The sequence below is a fragment of the Infirmifilum lucidum genome (genome assembly GCF_014876775.1).
Classification (GTDB): Archaea; Thermoproteota; Thermoprotei; order Thermofilales; family Thermofilaceae; genus Thermofilum; species Thermofilum lucidum.
The window spans coordinates 1,589,768-1,605,815 of the sequence record NZ_CP062310.1 but is presented as its reverse complement, the minus strand read 5'-3'; the positions used below and the strand labels follow the sequence as shown (position 1 = coordinate 1,605,815).

Below are 16,048 nucleotides of genomic sequence, written 5' to 3'. Positions count from 1 at the left end.
CATTACACAAACTACAAGTACCTAAAAGCTAGAGAAGGTGCCGATACAGGTGAAGCTTGGTAGAGCTCTGCTGATTGCCCTATACAGGCTAGCTCCTGAGAAGATCTACGAGAGACCCGCCAGCTTAATTGCCCCTGGAAGGATACTCCTGGATGTCGGCGGGGCGAGGGGGACTCTCGCATACCTGGCTTCCGGCAAGTTCGAGCTTAGCATCGTAGTAGACGTCGACCCGGCGCACTTCCCTCGCGCCAGGAGAGGGGGGGTAGTTGAATTCGTCTGTGCCAGTGGCTGTCACCTCCCGCTGAGGAGCGGGTCTGTAGACTCCGCCGTCTTCCACGACTCTCTTCATCACCTTGAGAGCCCCAGAGAGGGTATTGGGGAAGCCGCGCGTGTGTTGAGGGAGGGGGGCTTCCTATACGTATTCGACTTTGACGGGAGTAAGCCTATGGGCCGCGTCATACGGCTCTTCGAGAGAATAGTGGGCTTCCCGGGCAATCTCCTAGCACTGTCTGAATTGGGCGGCCTCCTCGAGGGGTTCTCCGTGTTGAGGCTCGAGAGGGGGCGCTTCTCAAGCTACACACTCGTAGCTACGAAGAGGACGACGAGAGAAACTCCCTGAACTCGTCGGCTAGAGCCTCCTGCTTGCACTTCTCGCAGAGCCAGAGTCTCTCCAGTTGCGCAGGCGGTACACCGGCCCTCGACAGCCTACCAGCCAGCCTCTTGATCTTCACCTCAGGCCCTATCTGGGCGCCGCACCTCTTGCAGTGTGCTTCGGGGGAGCTGGCGACCTCCAGGGACTGTCTTGTCGAGAGGAACAGGGGGTTAGCGGCTCTCACGACGCTGACGGCCCTCTCGGGACAGACTCCCATACAGGCACCACAGCCGATGCACTCAGCGTGCGTGAACTTGAGCTTGTAGCCCCCGTCCCGTACTAAGGTTAAGGCGTGCGCCGGGCAGGCCTTCACGCACGCCCCGCAGAGCGTGCATGCTTCCCTGTTAACGTCCACGCGGAAGAGCGGAAGCCTTGAGAGCTGCACCCACTCGTCCTTGTCCCCGGCTAGCGGCGAGGCTAGAGCTGGCAACTTCTCGATCCAGGCGGGTGTTGCCTCCGGCCTCCCAGCTAGCAGGCTTTCTGTCTCGGCTATAAGGCTCAAGTACTCTTCTGCTGCCCCACCCCTGGGGCACTTCTCTCTGAGCCTGTTGGGGCAGTAGGGTACTACCCTCAACCCTACCTGCCTAGCGAATAGGTACTCGTGTATCCTCAGGGCCGCTATACAGGGCAACTCTACAACGGCGCCGCTCAAGCCCGTCTCGTCCTCGTAGACTAGTGCCCTGCCCTCGGGGCACGTCACGATCACGTTAGCGGCGCCTCTCGACTTCAGCTCGTGGAACAGCCTCCTCGCGGCGGTAGGGGGGTGTGACGGGACGTACAGCAAGCCTGTGGGGCAGTAGGACGCACAGAGCCCGCACTCCGTGCACTTTCTCTCCGACACTTGGGGAGGTTTCTGCGACAGCGCCCCGTAGGGGCACGATGGCAGGCATATGCCACAGCTCCTGAGCGAGAGGCACTGCTCTGCCCTCACCTCCGGCATTGCGGTGTAGACGAAGAACACCCCAAGGCCCGCCTTGAGTAGCTCGCGCCTAGAGACCCTCTTGCCGGCGTCGGACACGACTACAGCGATGTAGCCTGCAGAGGATTCGAGATACGCCTTAAAAGACGCTACAAGGTCTTCGAGGCTAAGCCCCGAAACCTGGGGGTCGCGCTCCCTGTCGACGTATACTACTCTGTGCCACCTAGCGCCAATCCTCCTCAACTCTTCCCGGAGACCAAGCCACTCCGCGGGGCCCCACGACCCCACGAGTACCAGGCCGTCGAGCTCCCCGAGTGCCCGCGAAATGTCCTCGCTACTCGGCACACTGGGATATTCAACTACTTTGACCTCCGGCACTGACTTACACCTGGCCCTGCAGCGTGGACTGCTGCGAGGGAAGCGACGCCAGCAACCTGGCAGACTCCTCCATTGCCAGGTAGTAGGCGACGATTTGTAGGCCTGACGCGACGAGCGAGAGGGGTAGTGTCACAGTGAAGACGGGGATGAAGGCTAAGAGCATGCCGCCGACGTAGTAGGCTATTGTCAGCAGTGCGACTTGCTTGAACCTCTCGGAGGCCAGAGCCGTGCCCAGCTCGTAGAATAGCATTACCTCGCCTACGAAGCCCACGAACGCGAGTATAGCGGCCAGTACAAGCAAGGCCAGCGGGGCGAGGAGCATCACGAGCATGCCCATCAGCCCCTCAGGGTGTGATCCTCTCATGAAGAGGGGGGCTATGCTCGCGAGGAGCGCTACTCCAGAGACGAGAGCTAGGAGTGCCAGCACCAGCGCGCCCCAGTAGCCGATGTAGAGGAGCTTCCTAGGAGTCTCGAAGTTCGCCGGCCTCCACTCCGCGAAGTGTTTACTCGATGGGAGGAGCTTGGCGTAGACGGCGTAGATGCCAATAATAGCCGAGGCAAGTGCTAGCGCTCCAGAGACCATGATGAGTGGCAACCAAGTCAGTATAAGCCTGGAGAGGCCTGTAGCTGCATGGGAGACAGCAGTAAAGAACAGAGCTGGGACTAGTAGGAGTAGAGCTGCACCGGCTACTAAGCCTAGTATTGACGCGATGAACAACAGCTTCGAGGCGCTGTTGAGGTCTCTAAGCCCGGCTACAAGGTGACTGCTATCCATGAGCAATAATCGCCGAAGCTACAATATATCCCTTATTGCGTAGTTTTCGAGGACACCGGTGTACCTGAAGATTGAGTCTGGTGCAAGCGTGACTATAGCCCCCTCGCAACCCTCCAGAACCTTGTAGACGCCAGCCATGTTCGCGCCCGTGGAGAGGCCCCCGAGTATGCCCTCCTCCCGGGCGAGCCTCACCATCCACTCCACGGACTCTGCCAGCGAGACCTCGACGACCTCGTCTACGAGCCCACGGTTGCGCGCGAAGATATCAGGGATCATAGACACGGCTAGGCCCTCGATCTCCTCCCCCCTGCCAGCACCGCCTACGATGGGCGACCCTCTCGGCACCACGGCTACCGCCTTCACCCTGTGGCCTAGGAGGCCCTTCAAGTACTTAGAGACACCTACGAGGGTTCCGCCCGTACCCACGCCCATGACAAAGCAGCCTATCTTGTCGCCCAGCGCCCTGTAGATCTCGGGGCCCGTAGTCTCGTAGTGGGCCCTGAGGTTCGCTTCGTTAGAGTACTGGGCCAGGAACACTCCTCCCCTCTCTGACGCCACCCTCCTGGCGACGTTAACCATGTGGTCAGGGTGGCCTGCCGGGACTTTCGGGGCGAATATGACCTCAGCGCCGAGAGCCCTCAGCACGGCGACCTTAGCCGGAGAAGTCCCCTCCTCGACTACAATTACTGCCTTGAAGCCGAGGCGCCTCGCTAGCCATGCTACGCTTATCGCTGTATTGCCGCTCGAGGCCTCGACTACTGTGCCGCCAGGTCTCAGCAAACCCTTCTCGACGGCATCTCTGATCATGTAGAGCGCTATCCTGTCCTTGTGGCTGCCAGTAGGGTTCATGTACTCGAGCTTCACGTAGACTTCGCGACCCTTCAAGCCCTCAATCCTGTTTACCCTGACGAGCGGCGTATTGCCTATCAGCTCCTCTACTGTGGGCACGGGTAGACAAGCTCACGAGGGGATAAAAATTTAAAGTTTAAACTGCGTAGAGAGTTGAAGAGGAGCCGTGACAGGGCCTTCAGCGGTCTGAGCAGTGATGAGGTCTCGGGGTACTACTTCTGCCTCGACAAGACCTCTATCCGGCAGGCCCTATCCCCCCTCGCTACGCAGGACGTCTCCCTGGCATCGACCTGGCTCCTGTCGGCGCCCCAGAGCTCCGCGACCACGCCCGCTACTAGACCCCTGAGGATAGACGACTCGTACCCCGGGACTCCCACCATGGCACTGCACTCCAGGCTGTCGTAAACCGTGACAGCTACACGCGTGTCTGTAACGGTCTCCCAGAAGACTCTGCCTAGGCCGAGGTGGCGTATTACCTCCGACGCGGCGTACAGGAAGCTTTTCTCGTCTAGGCCCAGCCCCCTGAGCCTCCGGGCGAGGTCGCGCCCGTAGGAAAAAGTGGAGTTGTAGAGCGGTAGCTGGAACGCCTTCCCGAGGAGCTTCCAGCTCTCCCTGAGCATAGAGCTAAAGAGGCCGGCTTCGAGGACTAGCGTCCTCGAAGTACCGGGTAGCACCGGGAAACCCCAGCTCTCGACCGCTAGGCCGCCCGCGAAGCCCCGCGTGCTGTCTACGGCCCTGACGCCGTCCAGCTTCCCGAGGCAGTCTACAAACGCTTCGACGCCCCCCTCCCGTGTGGGCGCCACCGACGCGAGGAGGGCTAGCGCGAACCCCCCTCGTGTCGTCCACAAGTCGAGAACCTCTACCCCGAGCTCGGAGCAACCCGCCACCCCTGGGAGAAACTTCGCGAGTTGAGCCTCCTTTTCCAGGAGAACCAGGACGACGTGTACTTCCCTGCCGGGGTATAGTACTAGGCCTGAAACCCCCGTAGAAGGTTCACTCATCGCTTAATACCGCCCCTGCCACGTTATAGGCTTTATGCCGAGCTCCTCGGCGAGCCAGCTGACAGCAGTGCGCGTCCTGGCCTCGAGCTCCTCGGCAAGCCTCCTGGAGGCATCGAAGTGCAGCAAGTCTTTGAGTTTGAAGATCTTCTCGTCGAAGTGCCTCAGGCTCTCCTCGACGCTCCGCCCGTTCTCGAAGCCGTAAGCCATGACCCTCAAGAAGCCTACGATGCCTAGGGCGTCCAGCTTGTCTGCGTCGCTGAGCACCATTGCCTCGACGCTTAGAGGCTTTACTCCGCGGCTCCTGGCGTAGCTGAAGCTGTGGTACTCAATAGCGTTAACGACGAGTTTCACGACGTCTTCGCCGACTCCCCACTCGCTCAAGATGCCTCCGGCAAGCCTGGCAGAATAGTACGCGTGTGGCTCCCCAATCCTCCTCCCTATGTCGTGTAGGTACACTGCTAGCCGTAGTAAGTTCATGTCGACGTTCCCGACTTCTGAGGCTATCTCCTCCCCAAGCCTCATCACGCGCTCAACGTGTGGGTAGCCGTGGACGAAGTCGTCCCCCATCAGCTCGCGGGCTAGCTTTCGGGCCAGGGCTACAGCGCTCTCCACAGCTACTCCTAGGAAAAAGGCTGGATAAATAGCTTGGCATGAGCTAGACGCAGAAGCTCGTAGAGTCGAAGAGCCCCCTCTCCACCCTGTAGAGCTCGCGGAGCAACTTCGCAGAAGCCCTGTAGTTGTCTAGGCTGGCACTACTCTCCAGGCACTGCGCGTAGGGTTCAGCCCACCTCCCAATGTGGTTTTTGAACAACTTCTCCTGGAGGCAGAGGAAGCCTGCGTTATCGGCGCTCGAGACCACAAGGTAGTACATTAGTTCTAGCTCTAGTGCCACGTGCTCGAGGGGGAGTCTGACCTCCGGGGAGGACTCGAGCGACGCCTGCCTGTAGATCTCCAGGAGGCTGCTATACCCTGACCCGTATATGGTGCGCTTCCCGTCTCTCCAGTACGTCTCGAAGGGAGGGCACTTAAGCTCGGGGTAGTCGTTCACGAAGAGCCTCGTGTATTCCCTGAGTAGCTCGTCCCGCGGAAGCGTCCACGCCCTACGCCACGACTCAGCGAAAAACCTGATGGTGTCCCGGTCTATGGGCAGCGCGCGGACGTCTAGGAGCAACGTGAGGTACTCTGACAGCTCCCTCTGGGCGTCGGCGTCGCTCGGCGTATAGAACGACAAGCTTAGGGCCTTGTACACGACTCCACGCTCCCAGAGCAAGCTCGCCTCAACCAAGTAGACTACACCTCCGACCATGAGCAGGTAAAGAAAGAATTTTTTTACCAGGGGAGCTCTATGACCCCGGTATAAACCACCAGGAATCGTGCAATGAGGCTCTGCAGGATGAGTAAGGCAGCAATTGAGAGCAGTAGCGCCTTGGAGGGCTTCCTGACGTAGTAGGCGTAGAGCGCCAGCGGGGCTATAAAGCCCAGGACGTAGAGCGCGATAGTGCCGGCGAGGTACTCTGAAAGCATCAGCTCTATCGAGGCCCTGAAGGCCTCCGTGGAGATGTTTGCTATGACGAAGTACAGGGTGAACGTGACTAGAGCTAGGAGGGTCGCCAGCACCCCGACGTCGAGAATGCTTCTCGCAACCTCCTTTTTGAGGGCCTGGGCTGTGAGTACGTAAAGGCCTACACCACTCGAGAAGGCTAGGAAGATGAACAGCAGGGGGGTCGCAGGGCTCCTCCAGAGGTGTATGCTTGTTCTGGCGAGCAGCACGCCCGTGTACGACATTACCAGGAAGGAGAATATCGCACCCAGGAGTCCGAGCACTCTCATTACTTTCTCGTTTGTGGCGTAGGGTAGCTTTACCAGAGCGGGCAGGGCGAACAAGCCCCCGAAGATCAGTGTAAGGACGTTGAAGAAGACTCCCAGCGCCATTACAGACCCGAAGTTTGGCGAAAGGAGCGTGTAGGCCGCCGCCTCAGGCTTGCCAAGGTGTGTTACGAGGATTATGAGGCCGAGCAACAGCGAGGCTATCCCGGCCAGCGCGGCCTTCAGGCTCAACTCTCTCTCGCCTCTAATGTAGCTCAGGAAGGCGAGTATGAAAGCCGCTACTCCCATCCCGCCCAGAGTGAGATCTAGGACAATTCTAATATCCCACGCGTGTTGTACTTCCATCATCCTGCATCACCTCCTCCTCATTGGCAGGACATAGAATACCTTCGGCTTAGTACCCTCCTCTTTCTTGAAAGCGACCGCTGATCCAGTGGCGACAACTCTCGAGACCTCGCTAGCTGGATTGTCTAGGTCGCCGAACATCCTCGCACCCGTGGGGCATGTTGACACGCATGCTGGCAGCTCTCCCGCTGACACTCTGTGTATGCAAAACGTGCACTTGTCGATGGAGCGTATGTACGAGTCCCAGAACCTCGCCCCGTAGGGGCAGGCCTGGACGCAGTACTCGCACCCTATGCACTTGCTCTTGTCCACGAGCACGACACCCTCCTTCGTCTGGTAGCTGGCGCCAGTCGGGCAGACGGACACGCAGGGCGGGTTCTCGCAGTGCTGGCATATCATGTGGAGGTAGTACATGCCGACGTTGGGGTACGTCCCAGCTATGTGAGTAGTTATGTACGTCCTCTTCTTGAAGTTCTCCAGGGCCTTCAAGCCCTCGCTTACGGCCTTGAGGGCCTGTTCCCTCCTGTTCTCCGCAATGCACGCCATGACGCAGGCCCCGCAACCAATGCACTTATTCAGGTCTATAACCATCCCGTACCTCGCCATCTAAACCACCCCTACACTTTCTCGACGCGGACAACAACTTCTTGTGACATAACACCACCCGCAACGGGATCCGCCTTTATCGACGTGAGTACGTGGTACGGTACGCCGAACTTAGTGAAGCGTAGCGCCTCGCTAGCGTGGCCGAAGTCGCTGGAGACCCACACGGTGTCCTCCCTGACCAGATCCGTCGGGAAGGCTACTGCCTCGACCGCCTTGCCCGTGTCCACGTTGACGAGCCTGATTCTATCGCCCTTCTTGATCCCGAGGCTCTCGGCCACCTTCCTGTTGATCCACGCCATCCTCTTGAAGTCGGAGGTGAGCACGGACAGGAACGGCTCGTCTGCAGTAGAGGTGTGAGTCATCGTTGGTACACGCCCGTAGACGAGGTAGAAGGTCTGCTTGCCGTCCGCCTTGTTGAAGACTTCGGGCTCTGCCCAGGCTACTACCGGATCCCAGTAGGGCTGGTAGCCCATCCTGGCCTTGATGGCGTTCAGGGCGAAGCTGAATACTTCTACCCTGCCCGTAGGAGTCAGTAGCTGTCCGGCCTGCGCCCTCTGGATCATTTCGCTACGCAGCGCAGTAGAGTCCTTGACGACGATTAGCCCCTCGCTCTCAAGCCTAGCGACGTCCAGATTCCTCGCCTGCGCCTGAACCCTGCGTATCCCCTTGACGCCTTCTTTCTCGTAGGCTTCCCTGAGCTTGGGGGCTAGCGCCGCGGGGTCTTTAGCCCCGAGTGCTTTGGCGAGGTTCAACCAGTATTTCTCGTAGTACTCTGCTCCGAGCTTCTTGAGTATCCCCACTATTATGTCTACGAGGTGCCTTGTGTCGAACAGCGGTTGAACGGCCGCAACCCTGGTCTGGAAGCCGAGAACAGGCGCGTAAGCCATAGCGTAGAGGGGGTCGTCCCTCTCGAGGTATGTAGTCTCAGGCAGCACTATGTCGGCGTAGAGTACAGCATCGATGGGGTAGATGTCGATTGCTATAACCTTGTCTAGCTTCTTCAGGGCTTCACGCCACCTGGAGGAGTCCGGCGCAGTCAAAGCCAGGTTGACTGAGAACAAGAAGAGCGTCGAGACCTTGTAGGGGTCTCCCTTCTCGATGGCGTCCAGGAAGCCCTGGTACGTGAAGCCTTTAGAAGCCATTGCGACGCCCTGCCTCGTCCCCCAGATCCTCATGACGCTCTCCTCGCTTACGTCGGGGGGCGGCGTGGCGATGCTCCCGACGCCTGTTATGAGCACGCCGTCCTTTATGAGGCCTCCAACTAGAGCGTTGAGTACGGCAGCAGCCCTCCAGGTCATGACGCTGTTCTTGTACTTGGGGTCGTGCCAGCCTGTGTCCACAGCAGCTGGCCTAGTCTTGCCAAACTCTATCCCTACCTGTCTTATCAGCGAGGCGGGGACGCCGGTTATGCCTTCAGCCCACTCCGGCGTGTACTGTGCAACTTTCTCCTTCAGTAGCTGGAAGACAGGCTTAGCCTTCTTGCCCCCAACTACGAACTCGCCCTCTAGGGCCGGCAGGATCGCCTCCTCGTGCTTAACGGCCTTGCTCTGGGCCAGATCCCACACGAGATACTTTACCTTGCCCCCCTCTATTCCAGCTGTCAGCGGCGAGCCGTCCTCGGCCACCAGCATCGGCGCGTTTGTAAACTTCCTCAGGAAGTCGGAGTCGTAGAGGCCCTCGCTCACGACGACGTTAATTAGCGCCAGGAGGAAGGCTAGGTCTGTGCCCGGCTTTATCGGAATCCACAGGTCAGCCTTTGCCGCTGTCTCGCTGAACCTCGGGTCGACGACGACGAGCTTGTAGTTCCCGAGCTTCTGGCCTGCCCGCACGCCGTGGACGACGCTCAGGCTCCCGAAGAAGTTCCTCCTGATGACGACGAGGTACTTTACGTTCTCGTAGTCTACGAGTATTTGGCTGTGAGCCCCTACCCCGATGGCAGTACTCCAGCCGAAGGCCTTCGGGAAGAAGCACGTTGCACCGGGGGTTCCGATAGCGTTAGGCGTCCCGATAGTATTGGCAAAAGCCTTCATGTAGGGCTCGAGGTAGAGGCACGCCGGCCAGCCTCCGAGCATGAAGACCTCCTTGACCCTGCCCTCGCTTATGAGCTTCTTGAGGTGGGACGCTACGGCTTCTAGGGCCTCGTCCCACGAGGCCTCCCTGAGACCCTGGAAAGACCCCCTCGTGGCTGGGCTGTCGCGTACCAGCGGCTTCTTTAGCCTGTCCGGGTTGTACACGCGGAAGACGCCGGCCTGCCCCCTCGCGCAGATCTTCCCCAGGTTCGTGGGCCCCTTGGGGTTACCTTCTATCTTCTCTACCTTGCCGTCCTTAACGCGGACTAGGATCTGGCAAGCCGCTGGGCACATCATGCATATGTTCGGCACGTACTGCTCTTGTCCTCCTTGGAGGTTTTTCTCCTGCTGGGCGGGCCTCAGGAGCCGGAGCGCAGGCGTGCTTGCCGTTAGAGTGACTGCCACGAGTCCTGTCGCCTTCAGGAAGTCACGCCTTGATAAGGCTGTTGTCATAACACTATATTGATAATTACTAAGCTTTATAAATTCGTATATTGATATCTTTATATATTGACGTTGTCATTAAATGTGTGTAATAACTCACCAGAATAGGTACGTCTAGGGGAGGCAGAGAAAAGGACAACGGCCCAGGCTAGGACTTCTGCTTCTTCTTCCTGCCACGCTTTATGGCAACAACAGCGGCCACAATGCCGGCCACCATGGCTATAGAGGCGACGGCCTCGGGGAGGAATACTGCTAGGGGCTGCTGTGGCTGCACTGCTTGTGGCGTGCTCGTGGCATTAGCTGGAGCGCTGGCCGGGGGCTTTGTAGCGTTCACCTGCGGGCGTAGCGCCCTGACAGCGTATACGGCCCAGTGAGCCTTCCCCTGCACCTCCTCTGCACCAGCTATATAGAGCGTGGACTGCTGGAGAGCCACGGATCCGAAGGAGGGGACTGCCCTGCCCTGTGATAGCTCCAGTGTCGCTAGCAGGTCTAGTGTTGTCGAGTTCAAGAGTAGGAGTAGCGGCTCCACTCTAGCAGTGTAGAGCACGAGCGTGCCGTTTAGGAGGGCCAGCCCGTAACCCCCCGTCGAGGTTCTGGCGAGCACCGCGCCGCTAGCGTCGAAAACTGCTGTCCCGTTCGGTCCAGTAACGTATACCAGTCCGCCCGAGTACGCAACCGAGAAAGCGTGGCCCCCGACTTCCGGCCGGAGCCTCAGCTGGGAGCTCAAGTTAGTAGCGAGCCTTTCAACCCTCCACTTGAAGCCGCTGGGCGTGAGGGCCGAGCCCGCAAGCCAGATTGAGTCGCCCCCGTGCGTGCACGAGTAGGCGTTCGTGTTGGGCACGCCTGGGCTGTACGCGGCTACGAGGCTGAGCGTGCCTAGCTCTCTTTTCTCCACCCTCACGCTAGCCGTGGACGCATCGACGCCAGCTACGTACAGGTACTCCCCGTCTGTGGCGAGCGAGGCGGCGTAGCCGGCCACGCTAGTGACGGCGGCCTGCGGGGACAGGTCGTCGGCGAAGGAGGCCACGACCCACCTGCCCTCCGAGGTCACGCCGGCGGCGAGCAGTCTGCCGCGCGCGTACGCGCACGAGTAAAAGACTCTTGCGCCCCTGTACGTGTAGCTCTTGACTAGAGAGCCGTCCGCCGGGTTCAGGGCCTCTACTCTCGCCGAAGTATTCGCGCCGGATCCCTCGTAGCCGACGACGTATACGTACTTGCCTGTACACGCAGAGTACGCGACGCCCTCTGCAGAAATTCTCCTCCAAGCAACCTCTAATCCAACATGCTGTGGGAGGGCGTCCAGCGCGACGAGCGACACCAGGATCAGTGCAAGCAGATAGGAGTGGCGCATACCCTGTAAACCCTCCACCTTAGGAATATATTTGCTTTGGGCCAGTACCCGGGAGTAGCTGACACGGGAAAACTGCTGAAAAACGGGCGGCTCTAGCCCGATGCCGGACAGAAAGGCCGTCACGGCTGCTTTGCCCGAGGCAGGCTCTCGGGACTAACCTCAGGCAATAATCCTCTTGCTAAGCCCCTCCAGGGGCATAACTCCGGCCGTAATGCTACTTAGAAGCACGGCCCGCCTCGGAGGGCGAGGCTTTAAGCATAAGAGCGTGTGTTAGGGCCTGAGGGCTCTCAGGCAAGAGCTAGATTACCAGGCATACCTGCGAGTATTCCTTAGTGAAGGAGGCGGCGCTTCATCATTGAAAAATAGGTGTTTCTTCTCCCAAAAATATAGGCCTATATACTTTCCATAATTCATTTATAAATTTTCCTATTTATAAACAAATGGCGAAAGAATTATTACCAGTGATAGAAGCAATACACATGATATGGCAACAAGAAGAGACTTCCTCAAGCTAGCGGCCCTAGGCGCAGGGGCCTTTATCCTCGGCTTCAGCGGGGGCTACCTCTACGGTTCATCCCGCCCACCTACAGCAATTACACCCGCTGCTAAGGTTTATTCCCTCTCGCTCCTTGGCAGGGACGCAGAGCACAACGATATTAACTCTGCTGTTATAGACTTCTTCACTAGGGAGAACCCGAACTATAAAGTTGACTATACACCCCTCGCTTACAGCCCACTATACGACAAGATTGTCTTGACGCTCCAGCAAGGTTCTAGTGCAGTAGACCTCGTATACATGGACGACCCCTGGATACCGCAGTTCGGCGAGGCGGGCTGGCTCGTAGACATCGAGTCGCTCGCGAAAGAGGCAGGCGTAACTCTTGATCTCGGCGATTTCCCGAAGGTACTGATAGACGTGGGGAGGCACCCGTACAAGACAGGCAAGCTCGTAGCGTTCCCGCAGATGGGTAACGTCCAAATCTTTGCTTACAGGAGAGACGTGTTCGACAAACTTGGCTTGGCAGAGCCGAAGACCTGGACTGATGTTCTTAATGCCTGCGAGAAGATAAAGGTTTCTGGTCTCGTAGAGTACCCTATAGCTTTTAGAGGGGTTAAGGGCAACCCCGTTGCCACGGCTTTCCAGCCGATACTGTATGCCTTCGGCGGCAAGATAGTCTCGGACGATTTGAAGAAGAGCGCCCTAGACTCCAAGGCTGTAGAAGCCCTCGAATTCTTACTCCAGCTTAAAAAGTATGCTCCCCCGGGTGTCGAGAACTTCAATACTCCAGATGTCCGCGACCGTCTAGTAGGCGGTAGGATAGCGATGAGTACCGAGACCTGGCCTGGCTGGATTAAGGACGCAGATAACCCTGCAGTTAGTAAGGTTCCAGGACTACTGGCGTACACCGTGACGCCGGGGGAGAGGGAGAGACCCTCACCTTTGCTGGGAGTGTGGTATTGGGGTATTAATGTAGCTTCCCAGAATAAGGTCGCTGCTCTCAACTACATACTGTACACAACTAGCGCGCGCATGCAGAAGTTGATGGCTATATACAAGGGCTTGCCGCCGGTTAGGTCTAGTGTCGGCAACGACAAGGAAGTTATTGGGTTGAGAAGGTGGGTAGCAGTGCAGGTTAAGAGCCTCGAGACTGCGGTGCCCAGGCCCAGGACGCCGCTATGGCCTAAGATTGAAGACATATTCGGCAGCTACGTGAACCAGGTGCTCGCAGGGAAGATCAGCCCGGCAGACGCCGTTGCTAAAGCTTCAGAAGAGATAGACAGGGTCCTCGCTGGAGGATAGATAGGAGGAAAAAGGTGGAAAGCCCTTGCGCCAGAAAATAGCTGTTTTTCTAATTCTCCCTTCTCTCCTGCTCCTAGCCTTCCTGACCGTATACCCGATACTAGGGGTGTTTTACTACTCGCTCCACGCCTACAACCTAGTGTCAGGCGAGTTCAAGTTTACGGGGTTAAACGAGTACTTGAGCCTCCTGAAGGACGATGTATTTTCAGTAAGTGTCTGGAATACCGTTCTCTTCTCGCTAATGGCGACATTTGCCCAAACTCTCCTAGGCCTGGGCGTAGCAGTCCTCGTAAACCAGAGAGTGAGAGGGAAGAACTATATAGTCCCGCTCCTAGTTCTGCCGAACATGTTCTCGGTTGTGGTCGTCAGCTCAATGTGGAAGCTGATGATGGACTACGACACTGGCCTCCTAAACTATATACTACGCTTCCTAGGCTTGCCTCCACAGGCGTGGCTTACAAGCTTCGAGCTTGCACTGCCGAGCATAGTCCTGATAGACACGTGGCAGTGGACGCCCGTGTGTTTCCTCATCTTCTACGCTGGGCTGCAGTCCATACCGAGGGATCTCTACGAGGCCGCAACGCTCGACGGGGCTTCTCCCTTTAGAACCTTTAGGAGCATTACGTTGCCACTCTTAAAGCCTTACATAGCGCTGGTACTGCTTCTGAGGAGCATTGACACCTTCAGACTATTCGATAAAGTCTACCTCCTCACGGGTGGCGGGCCAGCGCACGCCACCGAGACGATATCCCTCTACATATTCAAGTCGGGGCTTGTGTTCTGGGAAGTAGGGAAAGCGTCTGCCGCATCATTCGTAATGCTTGTGATCATCCTGTCTCTGAGCGCCCTCTACGTGCGGGAGGTGATTCTGAAATGAGGATTAGGGTCGAGAGTATAGGGCTGTACCTGGGGATAGCGCTCGTGCTCTTGTGGACGCTAACGCCGATATACTGGATTGCAAACGTTTCACTGAGGGCGGGGCTGGAAGTCTACGAGGCTTTCTCCCCGAAGATAACTTTCGAGAACTACGTCAAGCTATTCCAGGAAGGGTTCGAGCGGTACCTGGTGAACACGGTATACCTGGCTTTCCTCTCAACTGCGATTTCCCTCGCACTCGCGGTTCCAGCATCTTACGCCATTTCACGCCTGGCTCTAAACGAGTATTTTAGGCGTGGCTTCCTGGCGTGGACGCTATTCGCCAGGACAATACCCCCTATAGTCCTGATACTTCCCATCTACGTGATGTTCGCGTCCATGAAGCTCCTGGACAACCTGAACGCTGTAGCCATGGCCTACCAGATATACACGCTCCCCTTCGCGCTATGGACTCTCATAGGCTTCTTCAGAGCTGTCCCGAAGGAAGTGGAGGAGGCGGCGCTCGTCGACGGTGCCGGGCCTCTAACTATACTAGTTAGGGTCATGCTCCCAATAGTTGCCCCGGGACTGGTGGCAACCGCTATCTTCTGCCTGCTGATGACCTGGAACGAGTTCCTCTACGCTGTAATCCTGCTACAGAGCTTGAAGAACTACACAGTGCCGCTGGTCATCGCCAGCTACATATCGGAGTGGGGGGTTAAGTGGGGCGAGATGGCCGCAGCCGGGATTATATCCTCGCTTCCAATGCTCCTCTTCACTGGCTACGTCCAGAAGTACCTGGTTCTCGGCTTCATGAAGAAGTAGCGCTGGTACGTATCCACGCTGCGTCGGGTATTTCTTCCAGTACAGGCTTGAGTAGACGACCGGCATGAAGTTGGAGAGTATTGCCCTAGCCGTCGCTGGGGCAGTTCTTATTGCAGCAATAGTGGCCGTAGCGTCTTTATACCTCTACCCGTATAGTCCCAGTAGACCGCCTTTGGCCAACGAGATAAACTACACCGCGAGCGGGGTAGAGGAGGTCGTAAAGTCGAACAACCTCCTGGCGCTGAAGCTGTACAAGCAGCTGGCCGGCAGCGGGGACGGGAACGTCTTCGCCTCGCCATTCAGCGTGTACTCTGCTCTGGCGATCGTGTACGAGGGGGCGCGGGGCGCTACAGCCGAGGAGTTCAGGAGCGCTCTCGGCTACCCGAGCATCGGGGCGCTCAGGCCTAACTACGCGCGCGTATACAACTACCTGAACAGTATCGGAGGAGTAGAGCTGGCCGTCGGGAACGCCATATGGGTTCAGAGGGGCTTCGAGTTACTGCCGGAGTACAGCAGTGCTGTCGCCGAGTATTATGGGGCTAGAGCCTCGAACCTCGACTTCGTAGGCGACCCCGAGGGCTCTAGGCTCACGATAAACAGGTTCATAGAGGAGCAGACCCGCGGGAAGATCAAGAACCTCATGCCGAGAGGCTCCATAGACCCCCTCACCAGGCTCGTGGTCACGAATGCTGTGTACTTCAAGGGCTCGTGGCTCTACGCTTTCGACAAGAGGATGACTTTTGAGTCCGACTTTGTGGTCTCCGAGGGGAGGACTGTCAGGGTTCCCATGATGTGCATGGAGCCCTCCGGCAAGAAGTTCATGTACGCCGACCTCGGCGAGGCCAAGGTTCTAGAGCTTCCCTACTCTGGGAGTGGGATAAGCATGGTGATCGTGCTGCCCAAGGGTAGCCTTAGAGGCCTCGAGGCGGGTCTGAGCCTGGAGAAGCTCAAGGGCTACATAGCCGCGCTGAAGCCCGAGGAGCTGGACAGGATCTGCATCCCGCGCTTCGAGCTAGAGGAGAAGTACTTCCTGAACGAGCACCTGCAGGGCCTAGACCTCAGAAAAGTCTTCACCCCCGACGCCGACCTCTCGGGCATAGACGGGAGGCGCGACCTCTACGTCTCGCTGGTCGTCCACCAGGCCTACGTGAAGGTCGACGAGGAGGGGACAGAGGCCGCCGGGGCTACAGCCGTAGTCGTGACTCTCACGGCAGTAGTCCCCGAGAAGACGTTCGTGGCGGACCACCCCTTCCTCTTCCTCATCAGGGACAGGGAGACAGGGCTCATACTCTTCATCGGCAGGGTCGTAGACCCCACGGCCAAGTAGCCGCAAATTACTCTGGATTATTCC

The 16,048-nt window shown here is 58.0% G+C and carries 15 protein-coding genes; 5 read left to right on the top strand and 10 right to left on the bottom strand.

Going from position 1 to position 16,048, the window contains the following annotated elements:
• Window positions 1–49 precede the first annotated feature (49 nt).
• Window positions 50–619: a class I SAM-dependent methyltransferase gene (locus tag IG193_RS09005; protein WP_192818837.1), complete on the top strand. Its 570-nt coding sequence runs from the start codon at window positions 50–52 to the stop codon at window positions 617–619.
• On the opposite strand, the gene IG193_RS09000 is transcribed toward IG193_RS09005, so the two are convergent.
• From IG193_RS09000 to IG193_RS08955, 10 genes are all read right to left on the bottom strand, one after another.
• Window positions 588–1,949 (bottom strand): 4Fe-4S binding protein, encoded by a 1,362-nt coding sequence (locus IG193_RS09000; protein WP_192818836.1) that lies wholly within the window; start codon window positions 1,947–1,949, stop codon window positions 588–590. The genes IG193_RS09005 and IG193_RS09000 overlap by 32 nt on opposite strands.
• Window positions 1,950–1,953: 4 nt before the next feature.
• Window positions 1,954–2,724, bottom strand: a complete 771-nt coding sequence (locus IG193_RS08995; protein WP_192818835.1) for a DUF973 family protein — start codon at window positions 2,722–2,724, stop codon at window positions 1,954–1,956.
• A gap of 18 nt (window positions 2,725–2,742) precedes the next feature.
• Window positions 2,743–3,672: a PLP-dependent cysteine synthase family protein gene (locus IG193_RS08990; protein WP_192818834.1), complete on the bottom strand. Its 930-nt coding sequence runs from the start codon at window positions 3,670–3,672 to the stop codon at window positions 2,743–2,745.
• 113 nt (window positions 3,673–3,785) lie between these two features.
• Window positions 3,786–4,574 carry a 4-vinyl reductase gene (locus IG193_RS08985; protein WP_192818833.1) on the bottom strand — a complete coding sequence of 263 codons (789 nt, stop codon included), beginning with the start codon at window positions 4,572–4,574 and terminating at the stop codon, window positions 3,786–3,788.
• A 3-nt stretch (window positions 4,575–4,577) separates the two neighbouring features.
• A complete protein-coding gene (locus IG193_RS08980; RefSeq protein ID WP_218042145.1) occupies window positions 4,578–5,186 on the bottom strand; it encodes an HD domain-containing protein in 609 nt (202 codons plus the stop codon).
• A gap of 43 nt (window positions 5,187–5,229) precedes the next feature.
• Entirely contained in the window at window positions 5,230–5,859 is a 630-nt protein-coding gene (locus tag IG193_RS08975; protein ID WP_192818832.1) for a TorD/DmsD family molecular chaperone, read from the bottom strand.
• 44 nt (window positions 5,860–5,903) lie between these two features.
• Window positions 5,904–6,749 carry an NrfD/PsrC family molybdoenzyme membrane anchor subunit gene (gene nrfD / locus IG193_RS08970; RefSeq protein WP_192818831.1) on the bottom strand — a complete coding sequence of 282 codons (846 nt, stop codon included), beginning with the start codon at window positions 6,747–6,749 and terminating at the stop codon, window positions 5,904–5,906.
• Between the two features lie 6 nt (window positions 6,750–6,755).
• Window positions 6,756–7,352, bottom strand: coding sequence for a 4Fe-4S dicluster domain-containing protein (locus IG193_RS08965; RefSeq protein ID WP_192818830.1), 597 nt, complete (start codon window positions 7,350–7,352; stop codon window positions 6,756–6,758).
• A gap of 11 nt (window positions 7,353–7,363) precedes the next feature.
• A complete protein-coding gene (locus tag IG193_RS08960) occupies window positions 7,364–9,874 on the bottom strand; it encodes a molybdopterin-dependent oxidoreductase (RefSeq protein WP_192818829.1) in 2,511 nt (836 codons plus the stop codon).
• A 139-nt stretch (window positions 9,875–10,013) separates the two neighbouring features.
• Window positions 10,014–11,216 (bottom strand): hypothetical protein, encoded by a 1,203-nt coding sequence (locus IG193_RS08955; RefSeq protein ID WP_192818828.1) that lies wholly within the window; start codon window positions 11,214–11,216, stop codon window positions 10,014–10,016.
• 484 nt (window positions 11,217–11,700) lie between these two features.
• Between IG193_RS08955 and IG193_RS08950 the strand changes: the two genes are divergently transcribed.
• The 4 genes from IG193_RS08950 to IG193_RS08935 all read left to right on the top strand — a co-directional run bounded on the left by IG193_RS08950 (window position 11,701) and on the right by IG193_RS08935 (window position 16,024).
• Window positions 11,701–13,017, top strand: coding sequence for an extracellular solute-binding protein (locus IG193_RS08950; protein WP_192819789.1), 1,317 nt, complete (start codon window positions 11,701–11,703; stop codon window positions 13,015–13,017).
• A 25-nt stretch (window positions 13,018–13,042) separates the two neighbouring features.
• The gene (locus IG193_RS08945; RefSeq protein ID WP_192818827.1) at window positions 13,043–13,894 is read left to right on the top strand and encodes a carbohydrate ABC transporter permease; all 852 of its coding nucleotides are present in this window, start codon (window positions 13,043–13,045) and stop codon (window positions 13,892–13,894) included.
• The gene (locus IG193_RS08940; RefSeq protein ID WP_192818826.1) at window positions 13,891–14,697 is read left to right on the top strand and encodes a carbohydrate ABC transporter permease; all 807 of its coding nucleotides are present in this window, start codon (window positions 13,891–13,893) and stop codon (window positions 14,695–14,697) included. Before IG193_RS08945 ends, IG193_RS08940 begins: the two co-directional genes overlap by 4 nt.
• 64 nt (window positions 14,698–14,761) lie before the next feature.
• Window positions 14,762–16,024: a serpin family protein gene (locus tag IG193_RS08935; protein ID WP_192818825.1), complete on the top strand. Its 1,263-nt coding sequence runs from the start codon at window positions 14,762–14,764 to the stop codon at window positions 16,022–16,024.
• The last annotated feature ends 24 nt before the right edge of the window (window positions 16,025–16,048 follow it).